Origin of the sequence: Thermorhabdus hydrogeniformans (genome assembly GCF_049310025.1) — a bacterium.
GTDB lineage: Bacteria > Bacillota > Thermosediminibacteria > Thermosediminibacterales > Tepidanaerobacteraceae > JBJYKD01.
On the sequence record NZ_JBJYKD010000015.1, the window covers coordinates 40,667 to 64,181 of the forward strand.

General features: G+C 48.0%; 22 protein-coding genes and 1 riboswitch. Of the genes, 17 read left to right on the forward strand and 5 right to left on the reverse strand.

Translation table 11 applies throughout. The annotated features are described in order from the left end of the window. The first annotated feature begins 38 nt into the window (after positions 1-38). The 8 genes from ACKX14_RS08995 (at position 39) to ACKX14_RS09030 (ending at position 7,226) form a co-directional block, all read left to right on the forward strand. On the forward strand, positions 39-1,658 hold the full coding sequence (locus ACKX14_RS08995) for a methyl-accepting chemotaxis protein (RefSeq protein ID WP_422446802.1): 1,620 nt from the start codon (positions 39-41) through the stop codon (positions 1,656-1,658). A 337-nt stretch (positions 1,659-1,995) separates the two neighbouring features. Beyond that, positions 1,996-3,450 carry a sodium-dependent transporter gene (locus ACKX14_RS09000; RefSeq protein WP_422446804.1) on the forward strand — a complete coding sequence of 485 codons (1,455 nt, stop codon included), beginning with the start codon at positions 1,996-1,998 and terminating at the stop codon, positions 3,448-3,450. Positions 3,451-3,471: 21 nt separating this feature from the next. After that, positions 3,472-3,585 carry a MetS family NSS transporter small subunit gene (locus ACKX14_RS09005; RefSeq protein ID WP_422446806.1) on the forward strand — a complete coding sequence of 38 codons (114 nt, stop codon included), beginning with the start codon at positions 3,472-3,474 and terminating at the stop codon, positions 3,583-3,585. A 326-nt stretch (positions 3,586-3,911) separates the two neighbouring features. Next, a complete protein-coding gene (locus ACKX14_RS09010; RefSeq protein WP_422446808.1) occupies positions 3,912-4,217 on the forward strand; it encodes a (2Fe-2S)-binding protein in 306 nt (101 codons plus the stop codon). Continuing rightward, positions 4,214-5,305, forward strand: coding sequence for an NAD(P)/FAD-dependent oxidoreductase (locus ACKX14_RS09015; RefSeq protein WP_422446810.1), 1,092 nt, complete (start codon positions 4,214-4,216; stop codon positions 5,303-5,305). Before ACKX14_RS09010 ends, ACKX14_RS09015 begins: the two co-directional genes overlap by 4 nt. A gap of 13 nt (positions 5,306-5,318) precedes the next feature. After that, positions 5,319-5,816, forward strand: coding sequence for a 4Fe-4S binding protein (locus tag ACKX14_RS09020; protein WP_422446812.1), 498 nt, complete (start codon positions 5,319-5,321; stop codon positions 5,814-5,816). Then, a complete protein-coding gene (locus ACKX14_RS09025; RefSeq protein ID WP_422446814.1) occupies positions 5,813-6,097 on the forward strand; it encodes a (2Fe-2S)-binding protein in 285 nt (94 codons plus the stop codon). The genes ACKX14_RS09020 and ACKX14_RS09025 overlap by 4 nt, the downstream gene beginning before the upstream one ends. After that, positions 6,081-7,226, forward strand: a complete 1,146-nt coding sequence (locus ACKX14_RS09030) for an NAD(P)/FAD-dependent oxidoreductase (protein WP_422446816.1) — start codon at positions 6,081-6,083, stop codon at positions 7,224-7,226. The genes ACKX14_RS09025 and ACKX14_RS09030 overlap by 17 nt, the downstream gene beginning before the upstream one ends. A gap of 360 nt (positions 7,227-7,586) precedes the next feature. On the opposite strand, the gene ACKX14_RS09035 is transcribed toward ACKX14_RS09030, so the two are convergent. Then, positions 7,587-7,757 carry a hypothetical protein gene (locus tag ACKX14_RS09035; RefSeq protein WP_422446818.1) on the reverse strand — a complete coding sequence of 57 codons (171 nt, stop codon included), beginning with the start codon at positions 7,755-7,757 and terminating at the stop codon, positions 7,587-7,589. Positions 7,758-7,941: 184 nt separating this feature from the next. On the opposite strand from ACKX14_RS09035, the gene ACKX14_RS09040 reads away from it, so the two are divergent. After that, on the forward strand, positions 7,942-9,666 hold the full coding sequence (locus ACKX14_RS09040) for a PEP/pyruvate-binding domain-containing protein (protein WP_422446820.1): 1,725 nt from the start codon (positions 7,942-7,944) through the stop codon (positions 9,664-9,666). Positions 9,667-9,744: 78 nt separating this feature from the next. Here ACKX14_RS09040 and ACKX14_RS09045 read toward each other — a convergent pair whose 3' ends face one another. The 4 genes from ACKX14_RS09045 to ACKX14_RS09060 form a co-directional block, all read right to left on the reverse strand. Then, the gene (locus tag ACKX14_RS09045; RefSeq protein WP_422446822.1) at positions 9,745-11,925 is read right to left on the reverse strand and encodes a YcdB/YcdC domain-containing protein; all 2,181 of its coding nucleotides are present in this window, start codon (positions 11,923-11,925) and stop codon (positions 9,745-9,747) included. A gap of 534 nt (positions 11,926-12,459) precedes the next feature. Further along, on the reverse strand, positions 12,460-12,735 hold the full coding sequence (locus tag ACKX14_RS09050) for an EscU/YscU/HrcU family type III secretion system export apparatus switch protein (protein ID WP_422446824.1): 276 nt from the start codon (positions 12,733-12,735) through the stop codon (positions 12,460-12,462). An 11-nt stretch (positions 12,736-12,746) separates the two neighbouring features. After that, positions 12,747-13,724, reverse strand: a complete 978-nt coding sequence (locus tag ACKX14_RS09055) for a hypothetical protein (protein ID WP_422446826.1) — start codon at positions 13,722-13,724, stop codon at positions 12,747-12,749. Between the two features lie 211 nt (positions 13,725-13,935). Beyond that, on the reverse strand, positions 13,936-14,769 hold the full coding sequence (locus tag ACKX14_RS09060; RefSeq protein WP_422446828.1) for an FMN-binding protein: 834 nt from the start codon (positions 14,767-14,769) through the stop codon (positions 13,936-13,938). A 391-nt stretch (positions 14,770-15,160) separates the two neighbouring features. Continuing rightward, positions 15,161-15,264: riboswitch (purine riboswitch) on the forward strand. Positions 15,265-15,326: 62 nt separating this feature from the next. Here ACKX14_RS09060 and ACKX14_RS09065 point away from each other — a divergent pair. The 8 genes from ACKX14_RS09065 to ACKX14_RS09100 all read left to right on the forward strand — a co-directional run bounded on the left by ACKX14_RS09065 (position 15,327) and on the right by ACKX14_RS09100 (position 23,467). Continuing rightward, positions 15,327-16,661: an NCS2 family permease gene (locus ACKX14_RS09065; RefSeq protein WP_422446830.1), complete on the forward strand. Its 1,335-nt coding sequence runs from the start codon at positions 15,327-15,329 to the stop codon at positions 16,659-16,661. Positions 16,662-17,029: 368 nt separating this feature from the next. Next, complete coding sequence (locus tag ACKX14_RS09070) at positions 17,030-18,253, forward strand: ABC transporter substrate-binding protein (protein WP_422446832.1); 1,224 nt, start codon at positions 17,030-17,032, stop codon at positions 18,251-18,253. Positions 18,254-18,322: 69 nt separating this feature from the next. Continuing rightward, complete coding sequence (locus ACKX14_RS09075; RefSeq protein WP_422446834.1) at positions 18,323-19,216, forward strand: branched-chain amino acid ABC transporter permease; 894 nt, start codon at positions 18,323-18,325, stop codon at positions 19,214-19,216. 34 nt (positions 19,217-19,250) lie between these two features. After that, positions 19,251-20,276 carry a branched-chain amino acid ABC transporter permease gene (locus tag ACKX14_RS09080; protein ID WP_422446848.1) on the forward strand — a complete coding sequence of 342 codons (1,026 nt, stop codon included), beginning with the start codon at positions 19,251-19,253 and terminating at the stop codon, positions 20,274-20,276. Continuing rightward, positions 20,257-21,027, forward strand: a complete 771-nt coding sequence (locus tag ACKX14_RS09085; RefSeq protein WP_422446836.1) for an ABC transporter ATP-binding protein — start codon at positions 20,257-20,259, stop codon at positions 21,025-21,027. The genes ACKX14_RS09080 and ACKX14_RS09085 overlap by 20 nt, the downstream gene beginning before the upstream one ends. Then, positions 21,020-21,727, forward strand: a complete 708-nt coding sequence (locus ACKX14_RS09090; protein ID WP_422446838.1) for an ABC transporter ATP-binding protein — start codon at positions 21,020-21,022, stop codon at positions 21,725-21,727. Before ACKX14_RS09085 ends, ACKX14_RS09090 begins: the two co-directional genes overlap by 8 nt. Positions 21,728-21,881: 154 nt before the next feature. Continuing rightward, on the forward strand, positions 21,882-22,628 hold the full coding sequence (locus ACKX14_RS09095) for an energy-coupling factor transporter transmembrane component T family protein (protein ID WP_422446850.1): 747 nt from the start codon (positions 21,882-21,884) through the stop codon (positions 22,626-22,628). Further along, entirely contained in the window at positions 22,613-23,467 is an 855-nt protein-coding gene (locus ACKX14_RS09100; RefSeq protein WP_422446840.1) for an ATP-binding cassette domain-containing protein, read from the forward strand. Before ACKX14_RS09095 ends, ACKX14_RS09100 begins: the two co-directional genes overlap by 16 nt. Positions 23,468-23,515 lie beyond the last annotated feature (48 nt).

Here is a 23,515-nt window from a genome sequence, read left to right on the forward strand (position 1 = left end):
AGATGTGTATGATTATTCTCGCAGGGGAGAGTGATGGTTTGAGAAAATCAATTATTATTTTAAGAATTTTTACTGCTGCGTGTGTCATACTGCCGGCCGCTGTCCTGATCTTTTCTACCGGCGGGGAGATGCCCGCATATTTTTCCGGCATGATTGGCCTGGAGCTTGCTATATCTCTGATAGTGTTGAATTTCATGGCTATGTCGGCTTTACGGTTTGAATCTTTTGTAAAAATGTGTGTAGAGTCTTCCGGTGATAACGGCAGGAATGCGGGAAACAAACGGTTTTATATGTTCGATGAATCCGTAAAAGATATGCGTTCTTTTATTAAGAAGGTTAATGGTATTAAGAGGGAGTTGAAGATAGTATCGGAACAGGCGGTATATCTGGCGGAGCAGCTTTCTTGCAGTGTAAAGGATCTGGACGGTTCATATGCCCAAATTGTCAATTCCATACAAGGTGTAGCCGCCGGAAGCGAAAAGCAATCCTCCCTATCTTACGAGTCTAAAACTCAACTAGTGAACCTGCTGGAGTTATCGAGAGATACGTCGGCTAGGGCCGTAAAGGCCGGTAAAGGGTTCAATGAACTCATCCAGGTCATGGACGAGTTTTCCGGTATGGTAAAACTCCTGGTGGAAAGTATAAACGGCGGTAGCCGGTTAAGCAGCGAATTAGCCCGGGACATGGCAGAACTCCATGAAAATAGCCGGAAGATCAGAGATATTACCATTGCGGTGGAGAAGGTGGCCGACCAGACCAACCTGCTGGCCCTGAACGCTGCCATAGAAGCGGCTAGGGCGGGGGATTACGGCCGCGGGTTTGCTGTGGTGGCCCAGGAAATAAGAAAACTGTCCGAGGAGTCCAAGGCGCTGGCAAAAAATATAGGAACGCTTCTTGGAGAAATGGTGGAGCAGGTAAACCGGAATATGGGAAAGACCGAGGAAAATCTTGAAAGATCAAAAAGGTATGTTCTGCAAGCTCAAAATTCAATGCATGCCGTGGATGAGGTATTAAAAAGCGCTTATGGATTACAAAAAGAGGTTGATGGAATCCAAAATAATGCAAAAAAACAAGCCGAAGAAGTGGCCACAATAGCGGAGGCTTTTGATGGTATAGTGAAGATTACCGGGGATACGGCGGCAGCCTCTCAGCAAGTTGCGGCGGCGGGCGAGGAGCAGAAGGCCGCCATGGAAGAACTGGTAAAGATGTCGAATTACCTTAAGGACACTCAAGAGAGATTAAATGCCATCATAAAAAGTTTTGGGAATAACATGACTCTGCCTGAAGAAAAGAAAAAATCCCTGGACGTTCTTATCGACATATTGCGCCGGGAAGCCCGGTCTGCGGAAATGCTGTCTATGGATAAAAACCGGCACAAATTGGTTTTTGATAGACTCCAGAGGGAACATCCGGAATTTCAAATATTATACTCTGCCGCAAACGGAAAACTTTTTCATATTACCCGGCCTGTAGATATAGAAGATATAGCTTTCAGGCCCTGGTATAACGAGGCCGTCAAGGGCAGCCCGTACATTTCCGAGCCCTACGTACCGGTTGGAACTGATGATATGTGTGTGACCATTTCGGTCCCCATAATTGATGAAAGCAGGGGAATCCAGGGCGTGCTTGCTTCCGATATCCTTGTAAAAGACCTTTGACGGCTGGAGGCAAATATTAGGATATGACTAAATTGTTGGCAAAAAAAGAAATATATAACAAAGAAAAATATTAATTAATTAACAGAAAAAGAAGGAATTTTTGATTTATTGTAGAATATTAATAATAAAAATAAAATGGGTTACCAAGTATACCTATCCGGATGATGAAAGGAGGGAGTATTGGTTGCGACTTAAAGAGCAATTAAATATAGAAAGGAGGGATGGGCCGGCGTTAATGGACTCGAAACACTTGTCCGGCAATAATCCTTTTAATCATTAAAGTAAAGTGGCAATTAGCTGTTCACCACGGAAATCGATATTTAAAAAGGGGGATATTATGGAAAATCGCGAGTCTTTTGCCACGAGGTTTGGGTTTATAGCAGCCGCCATGGGGCAAGCCATTGGTACCGGCAATGTATGGCGTTTCCCCAGAGTCGCCACCGCCAATGGTGGAGGGCCGTTCATGGTGGCGTATATAGTGGCCTTGCTGGTATGGAGCATTCCTTTGTTGATGGCCGAAGTGGTAATAGGCCGCAGGACTAGAAAAGGTACGGTGGGCGCCTTCAGGGATTTGATAGGCGAGCGCTACACCTGGATGGGCGGATGGATCGTGGTGGTCTGCTTTGCCCTTGGCGCTTACTATTCGGTTACGATGGGATGGACTTTGAGGTATTTTTTCTACGGTCTTTTTGGGGTGTTAAAGCCCGGTCTGGATACCCAGGCTCTCTGGGATGGATTTATAGCATCGCCACTACAGGGTGTTTTATTCCACGCGATTTCCGTAGGCCTTGCCGCCTTCGTTGTGTTCAGAGGAGTCCAGGGCGGTATTGAAAAAGCGTCCAAGTTTATGATTCCCACCCTTTTTTTACTTCTAATAATCGGTATGGTAAGAGCACTTACCCTGCCCAATGCCGTGGGAGGACTAAACTACCTGTTTAACCCCGATTTTGGCAAACTGCTCAGCGGCAAGGTATGGCTTGAGGCTTTTACCCAGTCCGCATGGTCCACCGGAGCCGGCTGGGGATTTATGATCACCTATGCGGTGTACACCAAACAAAAGGAAGATGTGGCATGCAACGGCTTCATCACAGGCCTTGCGGATTCATCCGCCGCTTTGATTGCCGCCATGGCGGTAATTCCCACCATATTCGCCCTTGCGCCCCAGAATGTAAATGACGCCATCAGTTCCGGCAATACCGGTTTGACCTTTGTGTGGCTTGCCAAGCTGTTCCCCGAAATGCCCGGGGGTTCAGTAATTGCAACTCTATTTTTCCTGGCCATGGCCTTTGCTGCGCTGACTTCTCTTTATGCCATGTACGAGGTGACTATCAGAAACTTCATGGATGCCGGATGGTCCCGTAAAAAAGCCGCCACCTGGGTGGTTGCCCTGAGCTTTATCTGCGGGCTTCCGTCTGCAATCAATATTAACATTTTCAATAATCAGGACCTGGTTTGGGGCGTAGCCCTGCTGGTCAGCGGTTTGATGGTTGCAATTGCTATTATGAAGTATGGCCTCGAAAAAGCGAGAATTGAAGATATCAATGCGGTGTCAGATATCAAGATAAACAGATGGTGGAATGCCTGCATCACGCTGTTCCCGGCAATGTTTGCGGTCATATGCGGCTGGTGGCTGTACCAGGAGTTCACCTGGTATCCGGACACATGGTGGAACCCGTTTGAGGTCTACAGTCCGGCTACTATGTTCATGCAGTGGGGAATTGTAATAATTATTCTCCTTGCCTGCAATAAGACACTGGCCAGAGTAATAAAACCCAAAGATCTGAGCATGTAATGGCGGAAAAGGGGTGTAAAAATGAGCGCCGGAAGTCTTATAACGATGATTATTGTGCTTGGGATAGCGTGGGGCGGAGCGCTGTACTGTATAAATATTGCATTTAAATCTCAGAGCGGGAGCAAAAACGAATAGGTACCAAAACCAAATATTATATCGGGAAAAACTTCATTTGAAACTGCGAAATTCTTTTCGCAGTTTTTTACACAGTTTATTTAAAGATCAAATTCAAATTTGTGTATAATGCGGCCGGGCAAGGATTCCCGGCGGCATAGCTGACTTAGAATTGTAACGGAAAAAAATTTAAAAAAACACTGCAAAAATTATAATATAACAAGGAATTAAAAAAAAAAATGTAGAAATATATTAACAAAAGTGGGTTACCCAGCAGCCCTGATTTGAGAGAAAATTCGTTTATCTGACTATTTTTTATTACAAAAAAATATGGAGGTGGGGTAAGAGTGAGAATAGTAAAACACCCGATTTTAACCTTTGAGAGAGGCAGGGAAGTGGAATTTACCTTTGACGGCAGGAAGATGAAGGGTTACGAAGGGGAGCCCATTGCCGCCGCCCTTCATGCAAACGGTGTCAGGGTATTAAGCTACAGCAAAAAACTTCACCGGCCCAGGGGATTTTACTGCGCCATAGGCAATTGTTCATCGTGTTTGATGACCGTAAACGGGGAACCCAATGTTCGCGTATGCACCGAAAAATTGCGGGAAGGTATGGTAATTGAAACCCAAAAAGGAAAGGGGGATCTCAAGTGAGAAAAACGGAAATTGCCGTAATCGGGGGAGGCCCCGCCGGGCTCATGGCAGCCCTGGCCGCCGCTGAAATGGGAGCAAATGTGACATTGATAGACAGGAATTCACGGCTCGGCGGTCAGCTCGTAAAACAGACCCACATGTTTTTCGGTTCGGAGAAGGAGTATGCCTCCATAAGGGGTATTGATATAGGCAGGATCCTGTCGGCTGAAGTTTTGAAAAACCCGAGAATAGAGACGATGCTGGACTCAACCGTAATAGCCTATTATCCCGATGACGGCGTGCTGGGAGTCGAAGTACAAGAAAGGACATTTATAAAGATCAAACCGGAAAGGGTTGTCGTGGCGACCGGGGCCTCGGAAAGATTTCTGCCCTTTATGAACAATGATCTGCCGGGGATATACGGAGCCGGTGCGGTGCAGACTCTTATGAACGAGCATGGGGTTGTCCCTGGAGAAAACGTATTGATGGTAGGGGCCGGCAACATAGGACTTATTGTAAGTTACCAGTTGATGCAGGCCGGGGTAAACGTGAAGGCCGTAATAGACGCGGCACCCAACATCGGCGGATACTGGGTGCATGCCTCAAAGATAGCGCGACTTGGCGTACCCATCATGACCTCTTATACAGTTAAAGCCGCTTATCCCAATGAAATGACGGGGGCTCTGGAGAGAGCCGTGATCTGGCAGGTGGACGATAAGTGGCAGCCGATCCCCGGCACCGAAAAGGTGCTCAAGGTGGATGTGATGTGCATTGCGGTGGGCCTTTCGCCTCTGGCGGAGATTTTATGGCAGGCGGGCTGCAAGATGAAGTACGTTCCACAGCTCGGAGGCCATGTGGCGCTGAGAAATGAAAACATGGAGACGACCGTATCCGGCATCTATGTGGCTGGAGATGTGGCAGGGGTGGAAGAGGCGAGCAGCGCCATGATTGAAGGAAGGCTCGCCGGTTTGAATGCGGCGAAAAGCCTTGGTTACGACAATGGCAGCTACAACGAGAAGAGGGAAGAAGCCATTAAACAATTGGCCAGCCTTCGCTCGGGTCCTGTGGGTGAAAAGATCAGACAGGGTCTGGCTCAATTAGTTTCATAAGGAGGGGATGAATATGCTTTCAAAAAATGGAATTGCCACCGCCGATGACCTTATCTCGAGAATGCCGCCGGCCGAAAGACGAAAAAAAGGTCCGGTGGTGATGATAGAATGCTTCCAGAGGATACCGTGTAATCCGTGCTTTACAGCGTGTAAACGCGGGGCAATTCAGGAATTTAAAGATATTAACGACACACCAACTGTGGACTACGATAAATGCAACGGGTGCGGTCTCTGTATAAGCAAATGCCCCGGTCTTGCCATATTTGTGATAGATGAAACCTATTCCGAAAATGAGGCAACGGTTTCGCTTCCATTTGAGTTCTTGCCACTCCCCCTTGAGGGGGAAGAAGTGGATTTATTGGATCGAAGCGGTAAAAAAGTAGGGAGAGGCAAGGTGTTAAAAGTTAGAAACGGAAAGTACGAAGATAAAACCCCGGTTATCACCGTAACGGTTCCAAAAGAGCTTTCAATGGTGGTTAGAAATATTAAAGTTGGGGGCGATGAGAAATGAAGAGCAAGACCATCATATGCCGCTGCGAAGATGTAACCCTTGAGGAAATCGAAGCTTTGATAGAAAAAGGCTACACTTCCATGGATGAGATAAAGCGCATCACACGGTGCGGCATGGGCCAGTGCCAGGGGCGCACCTGCAGGACGCTGCTTCTGGCCGAGCTCGCGAGGGCTACCAAGACCCATCCCAACGATATAAAGATGACCACGTTCAGGCCCCCTGTTAAAAATGTAAAAATGTCGGTGATACTGGGAGGTATTCAAGATGAAGAAAACAGCTGAAATAGTCATAATTGGAGGCGGGATTTCAGGGCTCGCCACGGCCTTTAATCTGGCGTCCCGGGGTATGAAAGATGTCGTGGTCGTTGAAAAAGATTATTTAATGAGCGGTTCTACAGGGCGCTGCGGAGCCGGCGTCAGGCAGCAGTGGGGTACGGAAATGAACTGCGCGCTTTCCAAGGCCTCCTGCGAGATATTTGAAAACATTAACGAGATACTGGATTACGAGGGCGACATTGAATTTAAGCAGGGCGGATACCTCCTCATGGCCATCACCGAAAAAGAGGTGGAACAGTTTAAGAAGAACATTGAACTCCAGCACAGGATGGGGATTAATTCGGTTCTTCTGACACCCCAAGAAGCCCTGGAAATTGTACCGGAGCTAAATATAGAGGGTATACTTGCCTGCGCTTTCCATCAGAAAGACGGTCATGCCAATCCATTTCACACCATGGTGGCCTATGCCGAGGCGGCGAAAAGGCACGGCGTTGAAATATACACTTACACAGAAGTGACGGGTATCGATGTGCAGGCAGGCAGAGTAAAAGGGGTACAGACCAACAGGGGATATATTTCCACGGATAAAATACTGATAGCCGCCGGAGCATGGTCCCGGCATGTGGGAGAACTGGCGGGAGTGGAGGTGCCGGTGAGGCCGGAGAGGCACCAGATCCTTGTTACCGAACCCGTAAATCCAATTTTGAAGCCAATGATAATGTCTTTTGCCGGCAATATATACCTCCAGCAGGAACCCGGCGGAGAATTCATAATGGGCTTTGGCCCGGCGGAGCACGAGACATACACTACAACTTCTACATGGGATTTTATAGAAACCATGTGCAAAAAAGCCACCCATTATCTTCCGTATATGAAAAATGTACGTGTGGTGCGCCAGTGGGCCGGCCTGTATGAGATGTCTCCCGACGCACAGCCCATACTGGGCAGGGCTGAGGAAGTGGAAGGAGTGTATCTTGCCACGGGATTTTCCGGCCACGGCTTCATGTTTGGCCCCATAACCGGCCAGCTCATGGCGGAATACATCCTGGGCCTTCCCACCACCATTCCCATAGACAGGCTGGATGTGGGGAGGTTCAAGAGAGGGGAACTCATCTTCGAGCCGTCGGTGGTGTAATACAATATTTCGAATCAGGTAGGGCCTCGAGGTCCTGCCTTTTTTATATTATAATTGCATTATAATTTTTTTAGATATATAAGAATAAGGCCCTTAAGATGTCGGTTGATGGAATATATTTCCTAAAATGAAAGAGCCCGCAGTGACCTGCGCTGCAGCTACCACGAACCTCTGCGTAGCCCACTGCAGCCTTTTTCGGCTGCAATAGACCATTACAAAGCCCGTGATAACCTGTGCTCGACCACCATGAGCCCCTGGGAAACCTGCGGCGATCTCCCGACCGCTGCAGATCTCCAGTTAAAAACAACAATTCAAATTGTCCTTTAACCTGCGGAACCCATGGTGATCTTAGCTCGAATGCTACGCCTCTTTTTCGACCCCGTGATAACAGTTCGGGCTATCGCGAAGCCTTACAAGACGCATAGCACTCTGCCCGCCGGCCTGCGCCGAGCCGCAAGACCCGGCGCAGACCTTTGGCCGGCTGCCGGAAAACCCCGTAAAGAGATCTTCCGGCAGCCTTGGCTCGGCCACTGCGAACCCTTACGCTACTATTTTAACCGTGCTGGATAATATTATGCATGACCCGCCGGATATAAAAATGGTATATTATGGTTTGTTTTTTCATATGTTTCTTAAAATCCATTTCCGGAAACCGGGAGTTGGAATGTGTCTAATTTAACCCGCGGTGACGAATAATAATTCCGGAGGTGAAGAAATGGTTAGCTATAGCGGGAAGATGAAAGAATACATAGCCTTTGACCCTCTAAAGTTAGAAAGATTCAGGAAAAAAACTATAGGTTCCGGAAGCATAGGCGGTAAGGCAAAAGGGCTTTTATATTCCAAAACAGTGTTGGAAAATAAAAATGATGAGATATTAAAAAATGTGGTTATACCCGATAGTTTTTTCTTAGCCACAAGTGTGTACGATGAGTATTTGAAGCAAAATGGCATAGACAGGATTATCCAGGAATCGCCGGGTGATACAGACGGGATTCAGAAAGCCATAAGAAAAGGGGATTTTTCCGATGAGATAAAGGATAGATTCAAAAATATACTGGAAAAGATGACATGCCCTCTGGCAATCAGGTCTTCTTCCATGCTGGAAGACAGCGTAAAATATTCTTTTGCCGGGAAATATTACACCACTTTTGTTACAAATACTGGGAGCATGGATGAACGCCTTTCACAGATGATTTATGCCATAAAGGAGATATACGCCAGCACCTACGGTAAGAATGCGGTAGTATACCGGAAAAAACACAATCTTCCCGAAGAAAAAATGGCGGTTATAATACAGGAACTTTTTGGAAAGAGGCGGGGTGACGGGTTTTATCCAGAAATAGCAGGAGTTGGATTTTCTCAAAATTACCGACGATTCACCGAAAGGATAAGGAAGGAAGATGGAGTTGTCAGAGTGGTATTCGGCCTCGGAACCAGGAGTACTTCCAGGGGTTATGCAAGGACATTTTCCCTTACCAATCTCAGCCTGCGACCCGAAGGGAATAACGCCCAGGAAATAGCCAAGTATTCTCAGGAAACTTTCGATATGCTGAACATGGAAACCGGCAAACTGGAATCCTACAACATCAATGAAAGATTGGATTTGGTGGAATTCCACAGAAATTTGTTCAGATTTGTTTCTCTTTATTCGTATAGAGACAATATTATAAAAGACGTTTTGCCGGTAATACGGAAGCCCGACCCGGACGAAAAATTAATTTTTACATTTGACCGGCTCCCTGAGTACAAACCCCGGTTTTTCAAACTGATGAAGTATTTATTTGAAGTCCTGGAGGAGGCCATGGGTATCGCCGTTGATATTGAATGGGCCTATGAGCCGGAGCCCCCCAGGTTTGCCGTATTGCAGGTAAGACCCCTTTCGAGCTGGGAAGAATACAGGAAGATAAGGATTCCGGAGGACATAAAGACCGACGATATAATCCTGTCAGGGGACCGGATGTTGACCAATGGTGTTTTGAGGGGAATAAAATACCTGGTCTATGTGGATCATGATGAATTTTACGCAAGCCACGACAAATTTGCCATCGCCCGGGAAGTCGGAAAAGTCAATGACGGCCTGGCCGGGGAGAAGTATATACTGGTGGGGCCGGGGAGATGGGGCTCCAGCGATCCGCTGCTGGGAGTACCGGTGGGCTACAACGAAATTGCGAACTGTGGAATGCTGGTGGAAATAGGAATACAGCGCAAAAACTTTACGCCGGAACTTTCGTACGGCACCCACTTTTTTGCCGACCTGGAGCTGGACGGAATTCTGTACATGCCCGTCTTCGACAATATAGATACAAATATCATAAATTTTGACTGGTTCAGAAACGCACCCAGAAAGGCCACGGGCCACAGAGCTGTATGGGTTTATGAGGGGAAATTCGATGTGTATCTGGACGGAGACAGTATGAAGGGTGTTGTAATTAAAAAATGAGGCATAAATCTGCCTCATTTTTATATACTCTTTTTGAGTCACCGCGGGTGCTTTTTCCATTACAATCTTTGAGCCGGTTTACTTTTCTATATTCAGCATCCGGACAAGGACTGTTGCCGCCTGGGCCCTGGTGACCTTGCCCTTAGGATCGAAATTGCCGCCGCTGCCCGTGACCAGCTTTAGACCCATGGCAATGGCTACATGCCCCCTGTACTCCGGGGCGACGGCAGCGGCGTCTTTTGCCGGCACATTATAAATGCCCGGAATGGAAGCGACTTTTTCAAAATCCAGAGTTCTTATCAGGAAGGCGGCCATTTGCTCTCTGGAGAGGGGCTTTTCGGCATCCACCTCGCCCTTTTTCACAAGGCCCATTTTAATGGCGGCCTCTATATATTTTTGAATTTCATCTTTGGCATCGGTATCCTTTTCAGACGCCGTCGCACCAAATTTCAAAGCTATCTCATCAATCTGCGTCAGGCGGTTGGTGGCTATCATCAAAAGTTTTAAGAAATCCCCCTGGGTTATGTCCTCATCGGGGCGGAACCTGTCCTCCTTTGGCTCTATCACTCCGATGTCTACCAGCAATTTTATGTCCTTTTCGGCCCAGTGCCCCTGGATGTCGGTAAAAGCCGTTTGGGTCTTTTTCTCGATGGGGTTGCCCCGGTAATCCAGGGGCTTCAGGTCGTATGCGTCGAAATTGGATGATGGGGCCGGTTTCAATTTATAGGCCAGGTAATACTGGCCGGACTGTTCCTCGGGCCTGTATACTCTTACATAAGAAAGCTCCAGGCCCACATCCTTTAAGAACATATTTTCGGCTTCCTCTTTTGAAAGCACCCCGTCGGCTTTGGGGAATTCCCTTTCCTGCCATCTCATGCTGTAGCTTATGATCCCTCCGCCGGCAGGGTCCACGCCTACGCTGAAGCCGTTGGCCGGATAAGGGATGCCGTTCACCTGCCGGACAAAATTGAAATAGTGTTCTCTCACCTTCTCAAGGTTCATTTCACCTCTTGGTTCTTCCAGTTTTACTTCCTCGAAGCGACCCGGCTGGATCTTTTTCAGGAATTCTTCGGCTTTCTTTCGGGCGGCGTCCCTGTCATAGTTCTGTTTGAGTTCCCCTCGATAGCGGCTGTCATCGTATATGTTGAAACTCAAAAGCTCGGAACTGACGGCGTCTACCTGCGCGTGGATGGAACCGTAATCGCCCTGAGAGGTCGGCTTTTTGTCCCATCCGATATTCCATACCTTGCGCTCTGGGTTTTCATAGTCTTCATACAAATTGGCGTAATTTTGTTCATACCCTTCGGGGATTTTAAGGTATTTCTGCACCGCTCTGACGGCGGCGTCTTTGGAAATGCAGTTCTTTGTCGCTTCCACTTCTTTTTGCTCCTGGGGGGTAAGGGCCACCCTTTGCGGCGATTTCATAAATTCTCCGCCTCCCCCCAGGTCCCCGTAATAGGGGCCGTCATAATAACCTTCGGTTATTAACTCTCCGCTGGTGGCGTCGATGAGGACCCTGGAAGGCCCGTCTACAGTGTACACCAGCTTCACGGCATCCTGTCTGGATTCATAGTCGAAAAACCGCTGGTATATGAGCTTGAGCCCCACTTTGTCCTTAAAAACTTTTTCCGCCTGTTCCACGGAAATTATGTTCCCGGCCGACGGGAGTTTGTCGTAAGACCAGTTGAAATTGTAGCTTAAAATATCACCGCTGCCGGCGTCGACGGTTATATTAAACCCGTCGCCTTCCACCGGTATGTCGTTTTCCACTCTTACGAAATTGAAGTAATATTCCCGGCGATAGCGTATTGTTTCCATCGGGCGGTAAATAGGTTCCTCGCGCTCTATGTATCTCGTCTTTGCGAATTCTTCGGGCTGGACCTTCCGGGCAAACTCTTCGGCCTTCCTTCGGGCCTCTTCCTCCGAAAGCCGGGGGAGAAGGGATGGCTTTTTGTCCGGCCCCTTGTACATGTACAGGTTTAGAATGTGACCTTTGTCGGCGTCGACGGTGACGCTCAAGCTGCCGTAGGGTTCTTTGGACCTTGACCAGTTCAGATTCCAGATCTTCTGGTCTTTTCCCTCGTTGTAGTTGATGGTGAACTTGTCATAGACACTTGTGTCAAAAAGGCTCTTAACCATGTCTATGGCCTCTTCCTGGGAGAAAGCGGCGCTGGCCTGGGCGGACGTTGCCGGAACAAAAACCGAGAAACTGAAAACGACCACCAAAATTAACGCTGCAATGCACCTGATTTTTTTCATAAAATATTACCTCCTTCTACTGGCTTTTACTAATGTTTTTAAAAACGGTCTGCCTTAATTTGATTTCACCCCCTCTAAGAATTGCATGCCGGTTGACGAGCCTTGTAGAAATTAATCCGCTTGCTTTTATTTCTATTAAGTATAGACGAATAAAATGAAAAAAAGTTCCATGTTTGAATGTAAAAATTTTTTCAGCCGGTTGAGGAATGAAAGTATATGCCGTGGGCAAAAAAAAATTAGGCCGCAACACTTGCGGCAACCGTCTAAAAAGAGGTATCCCACTATTTGCAGTTTTCCGGTCCCCATACGATGGCGATTATTTTTTTAACGTCTTTTTTAGCTTTTTTGATTTTCTCCTTGACAACTTTGTCGTCAAATAAGTATTTAGCTAACATTTTATCCGCCTCCAGCTGATAATAATTTTCAATGCTGATAATATTATAACATGATAATTATTATCAATCAAGCCGGTCAAAAAAATTTTACATATTCTTAACAATAACGGTAACAATTTGCACGCATTTTTTGCGTGGTTCATTTGTCCAGGCTGTAGATAAATGCCAGGATTTCCGCCACGGCTTGATATAATTCCGGCGGGATTTCCTGTCCGATTTCGACCTGTACGAGGGCTTCCACCAGTTCCGGGTCCCGGTGAAGGGCAATATTGTGCTTTCTTGCCAGCTCCAGGATTTTTTCGGCGATCAGGCCCTTTCCGGAAGCCACCAGCCTGGGTGCCGTATCCCTTGCCGCGTCATATTCTAATGCCGCGGCTTTTTTAATTTTATTTTTGCGTGAAAATGTTTCGGGCATAATATTTCCACCTAAACCTTTATATTTATTCCCGCCTTTATTCCCGCCGCAGTGCCCCGTGCCGCCGGTTCTCCAAAAATAAAATCCCTTTTAGAAATCTTTCCCAGCTTCAACTGAAGAGATCTGATAAGGGCGCTTGCCTGCCCGCCGGGATCGGCCAGAGCCTTCCTGGCCGTCTCCAGGGCCTTTTTTTCTTCAAAGGTTATGGAAGCCCTGGTTAGACCATTTTCCCGGACAATGTTCACCAGGGCCGGCCCCAGGTTTCTGGTCTCCACTAAAAAACTCAGGGATATCGAGGTGTCGCCGGAGCGAGGAGAAGGTTTTGAAAACACTTTAAGGTAAGCTTTTTTGTATACGGGGAGGGGGATCACGAAAAAAGCCGCCTGTTCGGTTCCGGCCTTTTTGTATATGCCATTCACGGCTTTCATCAGCAAAAAGTCCCCGATTTTTTCGATTTCAGTGAGGTGTTTTTCTAAAAGCTCCCGGCGAGTCATCGGAATTTTGAAAAGCGAATCGATATCGTTTAAAGGGTCATTCTTCATTTGGGCGCCGTTCCGGTGGTATTGGCCGTGGGAAGCCGCCGCGGGACAATCCGGTTTGTTCCTGCCGCCGGCCTGGCGGAAAAAGTCCGACAGCAACTCCAGGCGCTCCTCCGTCATGGGCAGATTAAGATTTGAAAGCAGGTGGATGGCCGCCCTGGTTTCCGGGGTGTCCGCCATTTCGAAAGATACAGAAGCGCCCCCGCCTGAGGCGCCTGGTGCGCCCCTCCGAATGACCTTCAGCGTCAAATGTGATCCAGAAGCTTCGACCACCTTTAATTTAAGCATTTCACCTATTTTAAGGTCAAGATCGGACACGGCGTACACTTCTTTGCCGTTCAGCTGTATGATGTACCCGCCGGGCGCTTTCCGGCATACTGCGGCTTTCAAGACCTCACCCGCTGTAAAATTATTTTGCGGGAAAAGCAAGTGCGGCAGGGATACTTTCATAAATCCTCACCCTGTTGTCATATTGATTATAATTGTGCGGAAAGAGTCACCGCTGCAGTAAATGATTTAACATTAAAATCATTTTTTATTTAAATTATACAGTTAGCAGCGGGGAATTTCTATACATATTTTGAACAGCACGCCTACAACAATAAAAAACGGCAGGCATTAATTGAAAAATGCCCGCCGCAGCTGAAAAAATCGGATCGTTCTATTTTGCAAAGGAAAGGACTTCACCCATTAAAGTCTTGAAGACTTCGGAAGTGCCGGTGGCACCGGTTACCTTATCCACGGTTGAATCCTGCTTATCCAGCAATGATTTTGTTAAAGCTTCAACCGCTTTATTGGGGGTTGTGCCGGATTTGGCTTCCATATTTTTGGCATATTCGGTATCGGTGCTCTTGTAATGCCCGTCTTCTTTGTTAATCTGGTCAAAGAATGCCGCCGAAATCTTGCCGTCTTTTATGATGACCGCGCCCATAGCCTTCCAGCCGTGATCGTCAAAATCCTTTTCAGCGGCCTTATACAGGCCGTCTTTGTAAGTACCTTTGGCTTCTACAGGTGAACCGGCCAGGGCCTCTTTTACGAGGGTTTTGAATTTATCAACGGTATTAGTGGCTCCCGTTACAGCATCTACGTTATCGGGATTCTGTTTTTCAATAAGTGAGGCGGCCAGGGCCGTCTGCGCGTCAAAAGGAGTTGTGCCGGACTTGGCTTTCATATTCTTTGCGTATTCCGGGTCAAAGCTTTTCAGTTTCCCGTCTTTGTTGATTTCATCGAAAAATACCGCGGCTATTTTACCATCTTTTACCACCACCGTGGCCATAGCCTTCCAGCCGTGGTCGTCAAAATCCTTTTCTTCGGCGTAATACACACCGTCCTTTAAAGAAGCCTGCTGGTTATCGGTTTGCTGCGGCTGCTGTTGTTGCTGTTGCTGTTCGCTGCCGTTCGATTGTTGCGCCGGTTCCTGGGTTTTCTGCCCGCAGCCTGCCACCAGGGTCAGGACCATAAGCGCCACCACGGCGATTACCAAAAGCCTCTTCATATGATATCCCCCTTTGTGAATGTATTAATTAGAATTATGTATATATAATTAGACGAAAGTTTAAAAAATCCTTCAGAAAAAAACGATGTTGTAAAAAAAATAAATCGACCATGTAAATGACAAATTTCGCAATGTATATTTTATTGAACATATTGTCCAGATGCTGGAATTAATTGGATTTATGCTCTCTGGGGCTGCGGGGCTTTAGCCGGCCGTCTTTCCAATTGTAGCAAAATAAGGAACAAAAACCCTCCCCGGGCCGATAACGGGCTGGAAGGCCAGCGGTATATAACGCCGATATATCGAACAATATTCTTCAATTAAGATAAAAATGTTCGTAATTTTTATTGACAAAAATCCCCCTGTCTGATAATATATTTTTTGACGGAACAAATATAGACCTCTTTAACCCTGTATAATTCCGGGGATATGGCCCGGAAGTTTCTACCAGGTGTCCGTAAAACACCACAGGCTACAGGGGAATCTAGTTCCCCGGCGTCCCGGGGGAATTTTATTTTTAAAAACAATACACAACAAAATTAAAAGGGGGTTTATGTGTGAAGGAGGAGATTCTCATTTCAAAAAGGTCGGACAGTTTTCTGGAGCGGACTTTCAATCTGGAGGAAAATGGCACAAATGTAAAGACGGAGGTCCTGGCAGGCCTTACCACTTTCGTCACCATGGCCTACATTCTCTTTGTAAATCCCGTCATATTGAAGGCAGCGGGTCTGGATCAGGGCGCCGTTTTTATGGCCACCGCCCTCGCCTCGGCAGCGGCGACTCTGTTCATGGGTCTTTATGCCAATTATCCCTTCGCGCTCGCTCCTGGTATGGGGCTTAACGCCTTTTTCGCCTACGTCATGGTGGGGAAAATGGGCCTTGACTGGCAGACGGCATTGGGCGCCGTATTTCTTTCCGGAATAATAGCTGTGATTGTAACATTAACGGGCATTAGAGAGCTTCTGATAAAGGCTATCCCGATGTCGCTAAAACACGCCGTGGGGGCCGGTATCGGACTTTTTATTGCATTTATAGGCCTTAAAAATGCCGGAATAATAGTGGCAAATCAGTCTACGTTTGTGGACCTGGGGAATTTCAAGGAACCAAACACACTGCTTGCCTCCATAGGGCTCATCATCATGGCCGTTTTGGTGGCTAGGGGAATTAAAGGCGGCATTTTACTGGGGATATTGATCACCACCCTCATCGGGATACCGATGGGTGTCACCAAAATGCCTTCATCGCTGATTTCTGCACCACCCAGCATGGCTCCCGGTTTTCTAAAACTGGACATAATGGGTGCGCTGAAGTTTTCTATGTATCCGGTTATTTTCTCCCTGTTTTTTGCTGACCTGTTTGACACCATAGGCACTTTTGTGGGGGTGGCCAGCCGTACCGGCATGATAGACGAAAGGGGCAATCTGAAGAGAGGCAATAAAGCCCTGTTTGCGGATTCTCTGGGAACGGTTATCGGTTCTCTGCTCGGGACCAGCAACACCACCACGTATGTGGAAAGTGCCGCAGGTGTCAGCGTGGGCGGCAGGACGGGCCTGACTTCGGTGGTGGTGGCGCTGCTCTTTGTGGCCAGCATCGTACTTTCCCCCCTTGCCCTGGCGGTGCCGGGAGCGGCCACCGCGCCGGCGCTGGTGCTGGTCGGAGTCTTCATGGCCAGCAGTCTGAATGAAATCAAGTTTAATGATTTTTACGAAGCCTTTCCGGCTTTCTTGACCGCCGTCATGATGCCCCTTTCCTTCAGCATATCTTTCGGGCTTTCAATCGGGTTTATCGCATACACCGTTTTAATGCTGCTTTCCGGAAGGGGCAGAGAAGTACACTGGATGATGTATTTGCTGGCGGCGACCTTTGCCCTGTACTTCGCCTTCATAAGGTAGATTCTATCTGTGAAAAGCCGTTTAATACGGCTTTTTTTTATATGTGTAAACCAAACAACAGATGAAGACTGACAAATACGACATTAAGTAACCTTATAAAAAGTTTTGCTATTCTGACTAAAATGTTGTATAATTACTGAAGGTGTATAGCTTTGCAGAATATACGCCGTTGGCAGCCGTTTTTTTAATTTAATACGACATTTTACAATTTATGCCTTATTGATTTTTTTTATAAATGGTGGTAGTCTATATATCATAGACATATAAACGCCACCGGCGGACAGGGGGTGTTTGTACATAACATAGATGGGCATTATCTGAAAACGATTCTAAATTCATTCGGTCGATCTAGGGAGATGAGAATTTTAATGAAGATTAAAAGTGTAAAAAAGATTTTCATCCTGTCGTTAGTTCTTCTTCTGGCAGTATCGGCATTACTTTCCGGGTGTGGCGGCAAAACCGCTTCTGAAAATAAAGCCGATTCGAGCCAGCAAAGCCAGAGTTCGGGTTCGGAACGAAAGCCTTCCGAAGATGTCATAAGAGTGGGCGTATATGAACCGATGACCGGTGCCAGTGCAGCCGGCGGACAGATGACCGTAGAGGGAATCCAGCTGGCAAATGAGATGTTCCCTGAGGTCCTGGGCAAGAAAATTCAGCTCTTTATCGTCGACAACAAGACCGATAAGACTGAAGCGGCCAATGCGGTGGCGCGTTTAATCGAGCAGAACAAGGTAAGCGTGATAATTGGTTCGTACGGCAGTTCCCTTTCCATGGCCGGCGGCCAGGTGGCTAAAAATGCCAAAGTGCCTGTAGTAGGATGCTCGCCCACCAATCCGCTGGTTACCCTCAACAACGATTATTACTTCAGGGTCTGCTTTATTGATCCGTTCCAGGGCAAGGTTATGGCCAAATACGCCTTCAATACTCTGAAAGCCAGGAAGGCTGCCATTATCATGGATGTGTCCAACGACTATTCTGTGGGCCTTTCCAATTTCTTTAAGCAGGCATTTCAGCAACTTACGGGCGACAAAAACGCCATATTGGCGGAAGCCAAATACAAGACGGGAGACCAGGAGTTCACGGCTCAGCTCACCGCCATTAAAGACCTGAAACCCGATGTCATATTCGCGCCGGGCAATTACGGTGAATCGGCTTTGCTCATAAAACAGGCCAGAGACCTGGGGATAACCGCACCTTTCCTGGGGGGGGACACCTATGAAGCTCCGGAATTCATTGACATCGGAGGGAAAGCGGTGGAGGGCGTGGCCTTCAGCACACACTACACCGCGGAAGCGCCCGTAACGCAGGTGTCCAGGCAGTTCCTAGACGCCTATAAGAAGAAATATGGCAAAGATCCCACGGCTTTTGCGGCATTGGGCTTTGACGCATACCTGGTGGCCAGAGCGGCCATCGAAAAAGCCGGTTCCGCAGACCCTCAGGCCATAAGAGATGCCCTGGCTCAGACCAAAGACTTTGAAGGAGCTACGGGTATAATAACCCTTGACCAGAATGGTGACGCCAATAAGAGCGCTGTCATCAAACAGGTTAAAGACGGCAAATTCGTTTATGTGGAAACCATACAGCCCGATTAATTTTGAAAGCATAATCTGCCCGGGTAAAAAAGCCCCGGGCAGATTTTTGACGAGACTGGGGGATTAGACATGACCTTGGAACTTTTTCTGCAGCATTTGATAAACGGCATATCCCTGGGCAGCCTCTACGCCCTGATAGCCATAGGCTATACCATGGTCTACGGCATTGTAAGGCTTATCAACTTCGCCCACGGCGATATCATAATGCTGGCGGCGTATTTTGTATTTTTTGGAGTCGGCGTGTTTTCTTTGCCGTGGTGGCTTTCCGCAGTGCTGTCCGTAGTACTCACCGTCGTGGTGGGGGTGGCCATTGAAAAGGCCGCGTACAAACCGCTGAGGGAGGCGCCCAGAATTTCCATTCTGATATCGGCAATCGGAGTTTCGTTTTTTCTGGAAAATATAGGTCTGGTGGTATTTGGGGGCAGGCCCAAGGCGTTTTACACTCCCGAAATATTCAAAGGAGTTATTAAAGTGGCGGGGGTATCCATCATAAATCTGGGAATCATTATTCCCGTAGTAGCCGCAGTTTTGTTGTCGGGCCTTGTCTATCTGGTCAATTCCACCAGGATGGGAATGGCAATGAGGGCCTGTTCGAAAGATGTGGATACGGCCAAACTCATGGGGATCGACGTGGACAGAATAATATCTTTCACTTTCGGCCTGGGTTCGGCCCTGGCCGCGGTTGGAGGCATAATGTGGGCCTTAAAATACCCGCAGATCCATCCTTTAATAGGTATTATGCCGGGCCTTAAATGCTTTATAGCCGCCGTGGTGGGCGGCATCGGGAACATCCCGGGGGCCATGCTGGGAGGGTTCATACTTGGACTTGGAGAAATACTCCTGGTGGCTTTTATGCCTGGCCTCTCCGGTTACAGGGATGCGTTCGCATTTGTCATATTGATATTGATACTGCTCTTCAGACCCACCGGCATCCTCGGCGAAAAAGTGGCAGAGAAGGTGTAGGTGATTGCCTGTGAAGAAAAACAATAGTATTTTAATGACCGTGCTCACAATAGCCGTATTCTTTGTATTTATCGCGTGGGCTCAGTACCATCTGGATGACTATAAAATACGGATTCTAAACCTCTGCGCCATCAATACTATACTGGCGCTTAGCCTAAACCTCACCAACGGATTTACAGGGCTTTTTTCTCTCGGCACTGCAGGCTTCATGGCCGTGGGTGCTTACGTCAGCGCCCTCTTGACCATGCCTCCGGAGATCAAGATGATGAATTTTTTCATGCAGCCCATAAATCCCGCCCTGGAAAATTTAAACGCACCCTTTGTGGTGGCGCTGCTTCTTGCAGGCTCCATATCTGCGCTGGTAGGTTTCCTGATAGGCGCCCCTGTACTTAAACTAAAGGGGGATTATCTGGCTATCGCCACACTGGGCTTCGGTGAAATCATATCGGTCATTTTTACCAATACCCAGACTATCACCAACGGTGCACTGGGGCTTAAAGGAATCCCTCAGTACACAAACCTGTTCTGGAGCTGGGGCATCGCCGTGGCGGTTATACTGGGCCTGATGGCCCTGCTGAATTCAAGCTACGGCAGGGCTTTTAAGGCCATAAGGGAAGATGAAACGGCTGCCCAGGCTATGGGAATAAACCTCTTTTACCATAAAGTACTTTCATTTTCCATCAGCGCCTTTATAGCAGGCCTGGGGGGAGCCCTCCTGGGGAACCTTATATCCACCATCGACCCCAACATGTTTAGATTTTTTCTGACTTATCAGATACTCCTCATTGTGGTGCTGGGCGGTATGGGAAGTATTACCGGGTCGGTGATTTCGGCGTGCATTATGACCGTTTTAATGGAATTCCTCAGAGTCGTGGAGTCTCCGATGAAACTGGGATTTCTGTATATCCCCGGGATTTCCGGTATGAGGATGGTGGTCTTTTCAATAATACTAATTGTCGTGGTACTGTTTTTCAGACAGGGAATAATGGGGCAGACGGAACTCACCTGGCAGACGTTGTTTAAAAAGGAGGCTGACGGCCGTGAGTCTCTTGGAAGCTAGAAATGTTACAATAAAATTTGGAGGCCTCACCGCCGTTTCAAATTTTTCCTTGAATCTAGAAAAAGGTGAGATAGTAGGGCTTATTGGACCGAACGGTGCCGGCAAGACCACGGCCTTCAACGCCATTACGGGAATATACACCCCCGTCTCCGGCAGAGTTATTTTTGAAGGGAAGGATATTACCGGGTATTTGCCCGACAGAATAACCAAGCTTGGGATTGCCAGAACATTCCAGAATATTCGCCTGTTCCAGAACCTCTCAGTCCTTGAAAATGTCCTGGTAGGGCACCACCTTAGGCTAAAATCCTCCTTTATAGCCGCCACTTTCAGAACATGGGGGTACAGGCAGGAAGAAAATCAAATGAGGAAAGAAGCCTGTGAACTGCTGGAAGCCGTAAACTTAACGGATTGCCTAAATGACAAAGCCGGTTCCCTGCCTTACGGCCAGCAGCGAAGGCTGGAGATAGCCAGGGCCCTGGCCACCCACCCTAAGGTGCTTCTGCTGGATGAGCCCGCGGCAGGCATGAATCCAAAAGAATCGGAAGAGCTTATGGTATTTTTAAGAGAGATAAAACAAAAATTTAACCTGACCATATTGATGATAGAACACCATATGCGGGTGGTCATGGGCATTTGTGAAAGAATACTGGTGCTTGACCACGGGGTGACCATAGCCCAAGGGACCCCCGAGGAGATTCAGAAAAACCAAAAGGTCATTGAGGCGTATTTGGGGGTGGAGATGGATGCTTGAAGTTAAAGAGCTAAATGTGAGGTACGGGGGCATACATGCAGTGAAGGGTATTAACTTTACCGTACCCGAGGGGAGCATAGTCACCCTGATAGGGGCCAACGGCGCCGGAAAAAGTTCGACGCTCAGGGCCATATGCAACCTCGTCAAGAAAACAGGCAGCGTGTTTTTCAATGGGGAAGACATCTCAAAACTGCCCACTAAGGACATTGTAAAAAGAGGCATAACCATGATCCCCGAGGGCCGCCGAGTTTTTGCGGATCTGACCGTATACGAAAACCTGGTTCTCGGGGCCTATACGAGGAAAGATGGAGAAAATATCAAAAAAGATATGGAGTGGGTGTATAGCATCTTCCCCCGCCTAAAAGAGAGGGAAAAACAGCTGGCCGGTACACTTTCAGGCGGCGAGCAGCAGATGCTGGCTTTTGGCAGGGCTTTGATGCTGAGACCGAAATTGCTGATGATGGACGAACCGTCTCTGGGGCTGGCGCCCATTCTCGTGCGGGAGGTTTTTAACGTAATCCGGAAAATACACGAAGAAGGCGTGACCATCCTCCTGATAGAGCAGAACGCCAGAATGGCCCTGAAAGTGGCGGACTACGCCTATGTCCTTGAAACAGGTTGTATAAACCTGGCGGGGAGGGGAAGGGACCTCCTGGAAAACGAAAAGGTGACCCGGGCCTACTTGGGCGGGGTTGCGTGAAATTGATTTTATATATTATTATATTTATATATAGATTAGGAATATGGATTAGGAAACTCCATTGGACTGGATACTCCATTTTTGTATTTTTTAGATTGCAGCCAGTGTTCCCGGTCAATTCAAAATTACCCGCGGGGTGTAAAATTTGGATAACATGATTGAGCTTAAAGAGCAAAAGAACAATCTTTTTGAAAGGCTGGACAGCCGTGTAAAATTGATTTCCGCCGTCGTATATGTCGTCATTGTCACGACCATTAATACGTGGGATTATCTGGCTGCGTGTTTTTTGCTGTATTTGCTGTTACTTTTCAGTCTGGGCTTTCCGGTTTTGAAGTCCGTGCGGCGCATCGTCTGGCCGGTTTTAGTTGCGGGCATAATGAGCGCCGCGGTGATCTTTTTTAATTTTAATGAGAATCAGGAATACGGACGGGGTGCGGTGTTTTTTTTAAGGGCGTTGTGCGCCATTTTCGCGCTCAATACAGCGGTTTCCAGTATGACGCTCCAGGATCTGCTTTTTTCTCTGAGGAGCCTGCGCGTCCCCGGTATATTGGTAAATCTTGTGGGTTTCACCATCCGGTATGCGGATATCCTGAACGGCGAACTTTCCAGGATGATGATTGCAAGAAAGGCAAGGGGCTATACCGGAGGGAAAAATTTCTGGCATATGAACACCATGAAGGTGACAGGACAGACGGTGGCCGTTTTATTCCTGCGCTCCATTGAAAGGAGCGAAAGGGTATATTCCGCCATGCTGTCGAGGGGCTACGACGGTGAGATAAGGTTCGTACAATTTTCCAAAAAGCCGGGGATAGAAGATTTTCTGGTGGCGGCGGCGGTGATTGCCGTGCCGCTGGCATTTAAAATTGCGGAAGTGGGGGCGGTGTCGTGGATTACGCCGTAGAGATACGCGACCTTGCCTTCCGCCACAAGGACGGCACCGTAGCGCTAAGGGGCGTCACCCTGAATATAAAGAAGGGCTCAAAAACCGCCATTTTGGGGCCCAACGGTGCGGGCAAGACCACTCTGCTACTGCATCTGAACGGCATTTACCTGCCGCAGAGTGGCACGGTCAAAATTTTGGGGGTGGAGGTCAATCAAAAAAACGAAAAGCGTGTGAGGAAAATGGTGGGCCTTGTGTTCCAGGACCCCGACGACCAGGTTTTTTCTCCGACCGTCTGGGATGACGTCGCCTTCGGGCCGGCGAACTTCGGGCTGCCCGAAGACGAGATCAAAAATCGGGTGGATGAGGCGCTGAAGGCGGTGAGAATGGAGAAATTCGCCCGGAGGATGCCGTTCCATCTGAGTTACGGCCAGAGGAAAAGGGTGGCCATAGCGGGCGTCCTGGCGGTGAAACCTGAGATTCTGGTCCTGGATGAACCCCACGCCTTTCTTGACCCCGCCAGCAAGGCGGACCTTGCCAGCATCCTTGAGAGGGAGCACCTTGAGGGCAGGACCGTCATAGTGGCCACCCATGACGTGGATTTTGCCTATGAATGGGCCGATGAGGTGGTGGTCATAAAAGACGGGGCGGTCCTCGCCCGGGGAGAACCTGAAATTCTTTCCCGGGAAGAAGTAATAAACCCCTCCGGGCTTGAATATCCTGTGATAGTCAGGTTTTTTCAAAAGATACCCGAAATACGGTTTGAAAAAATTCCAAGGACCGTCGACGAAGCCGCTGAATATATAAGAAGATCCTTAAAAAACGCCCCGCTGTCAATATCTTTTAAAAATGTCACCTAAAAATAGGCCAAAACGCGGTTAATTATCGCATGAAAATGTCACCTTAAA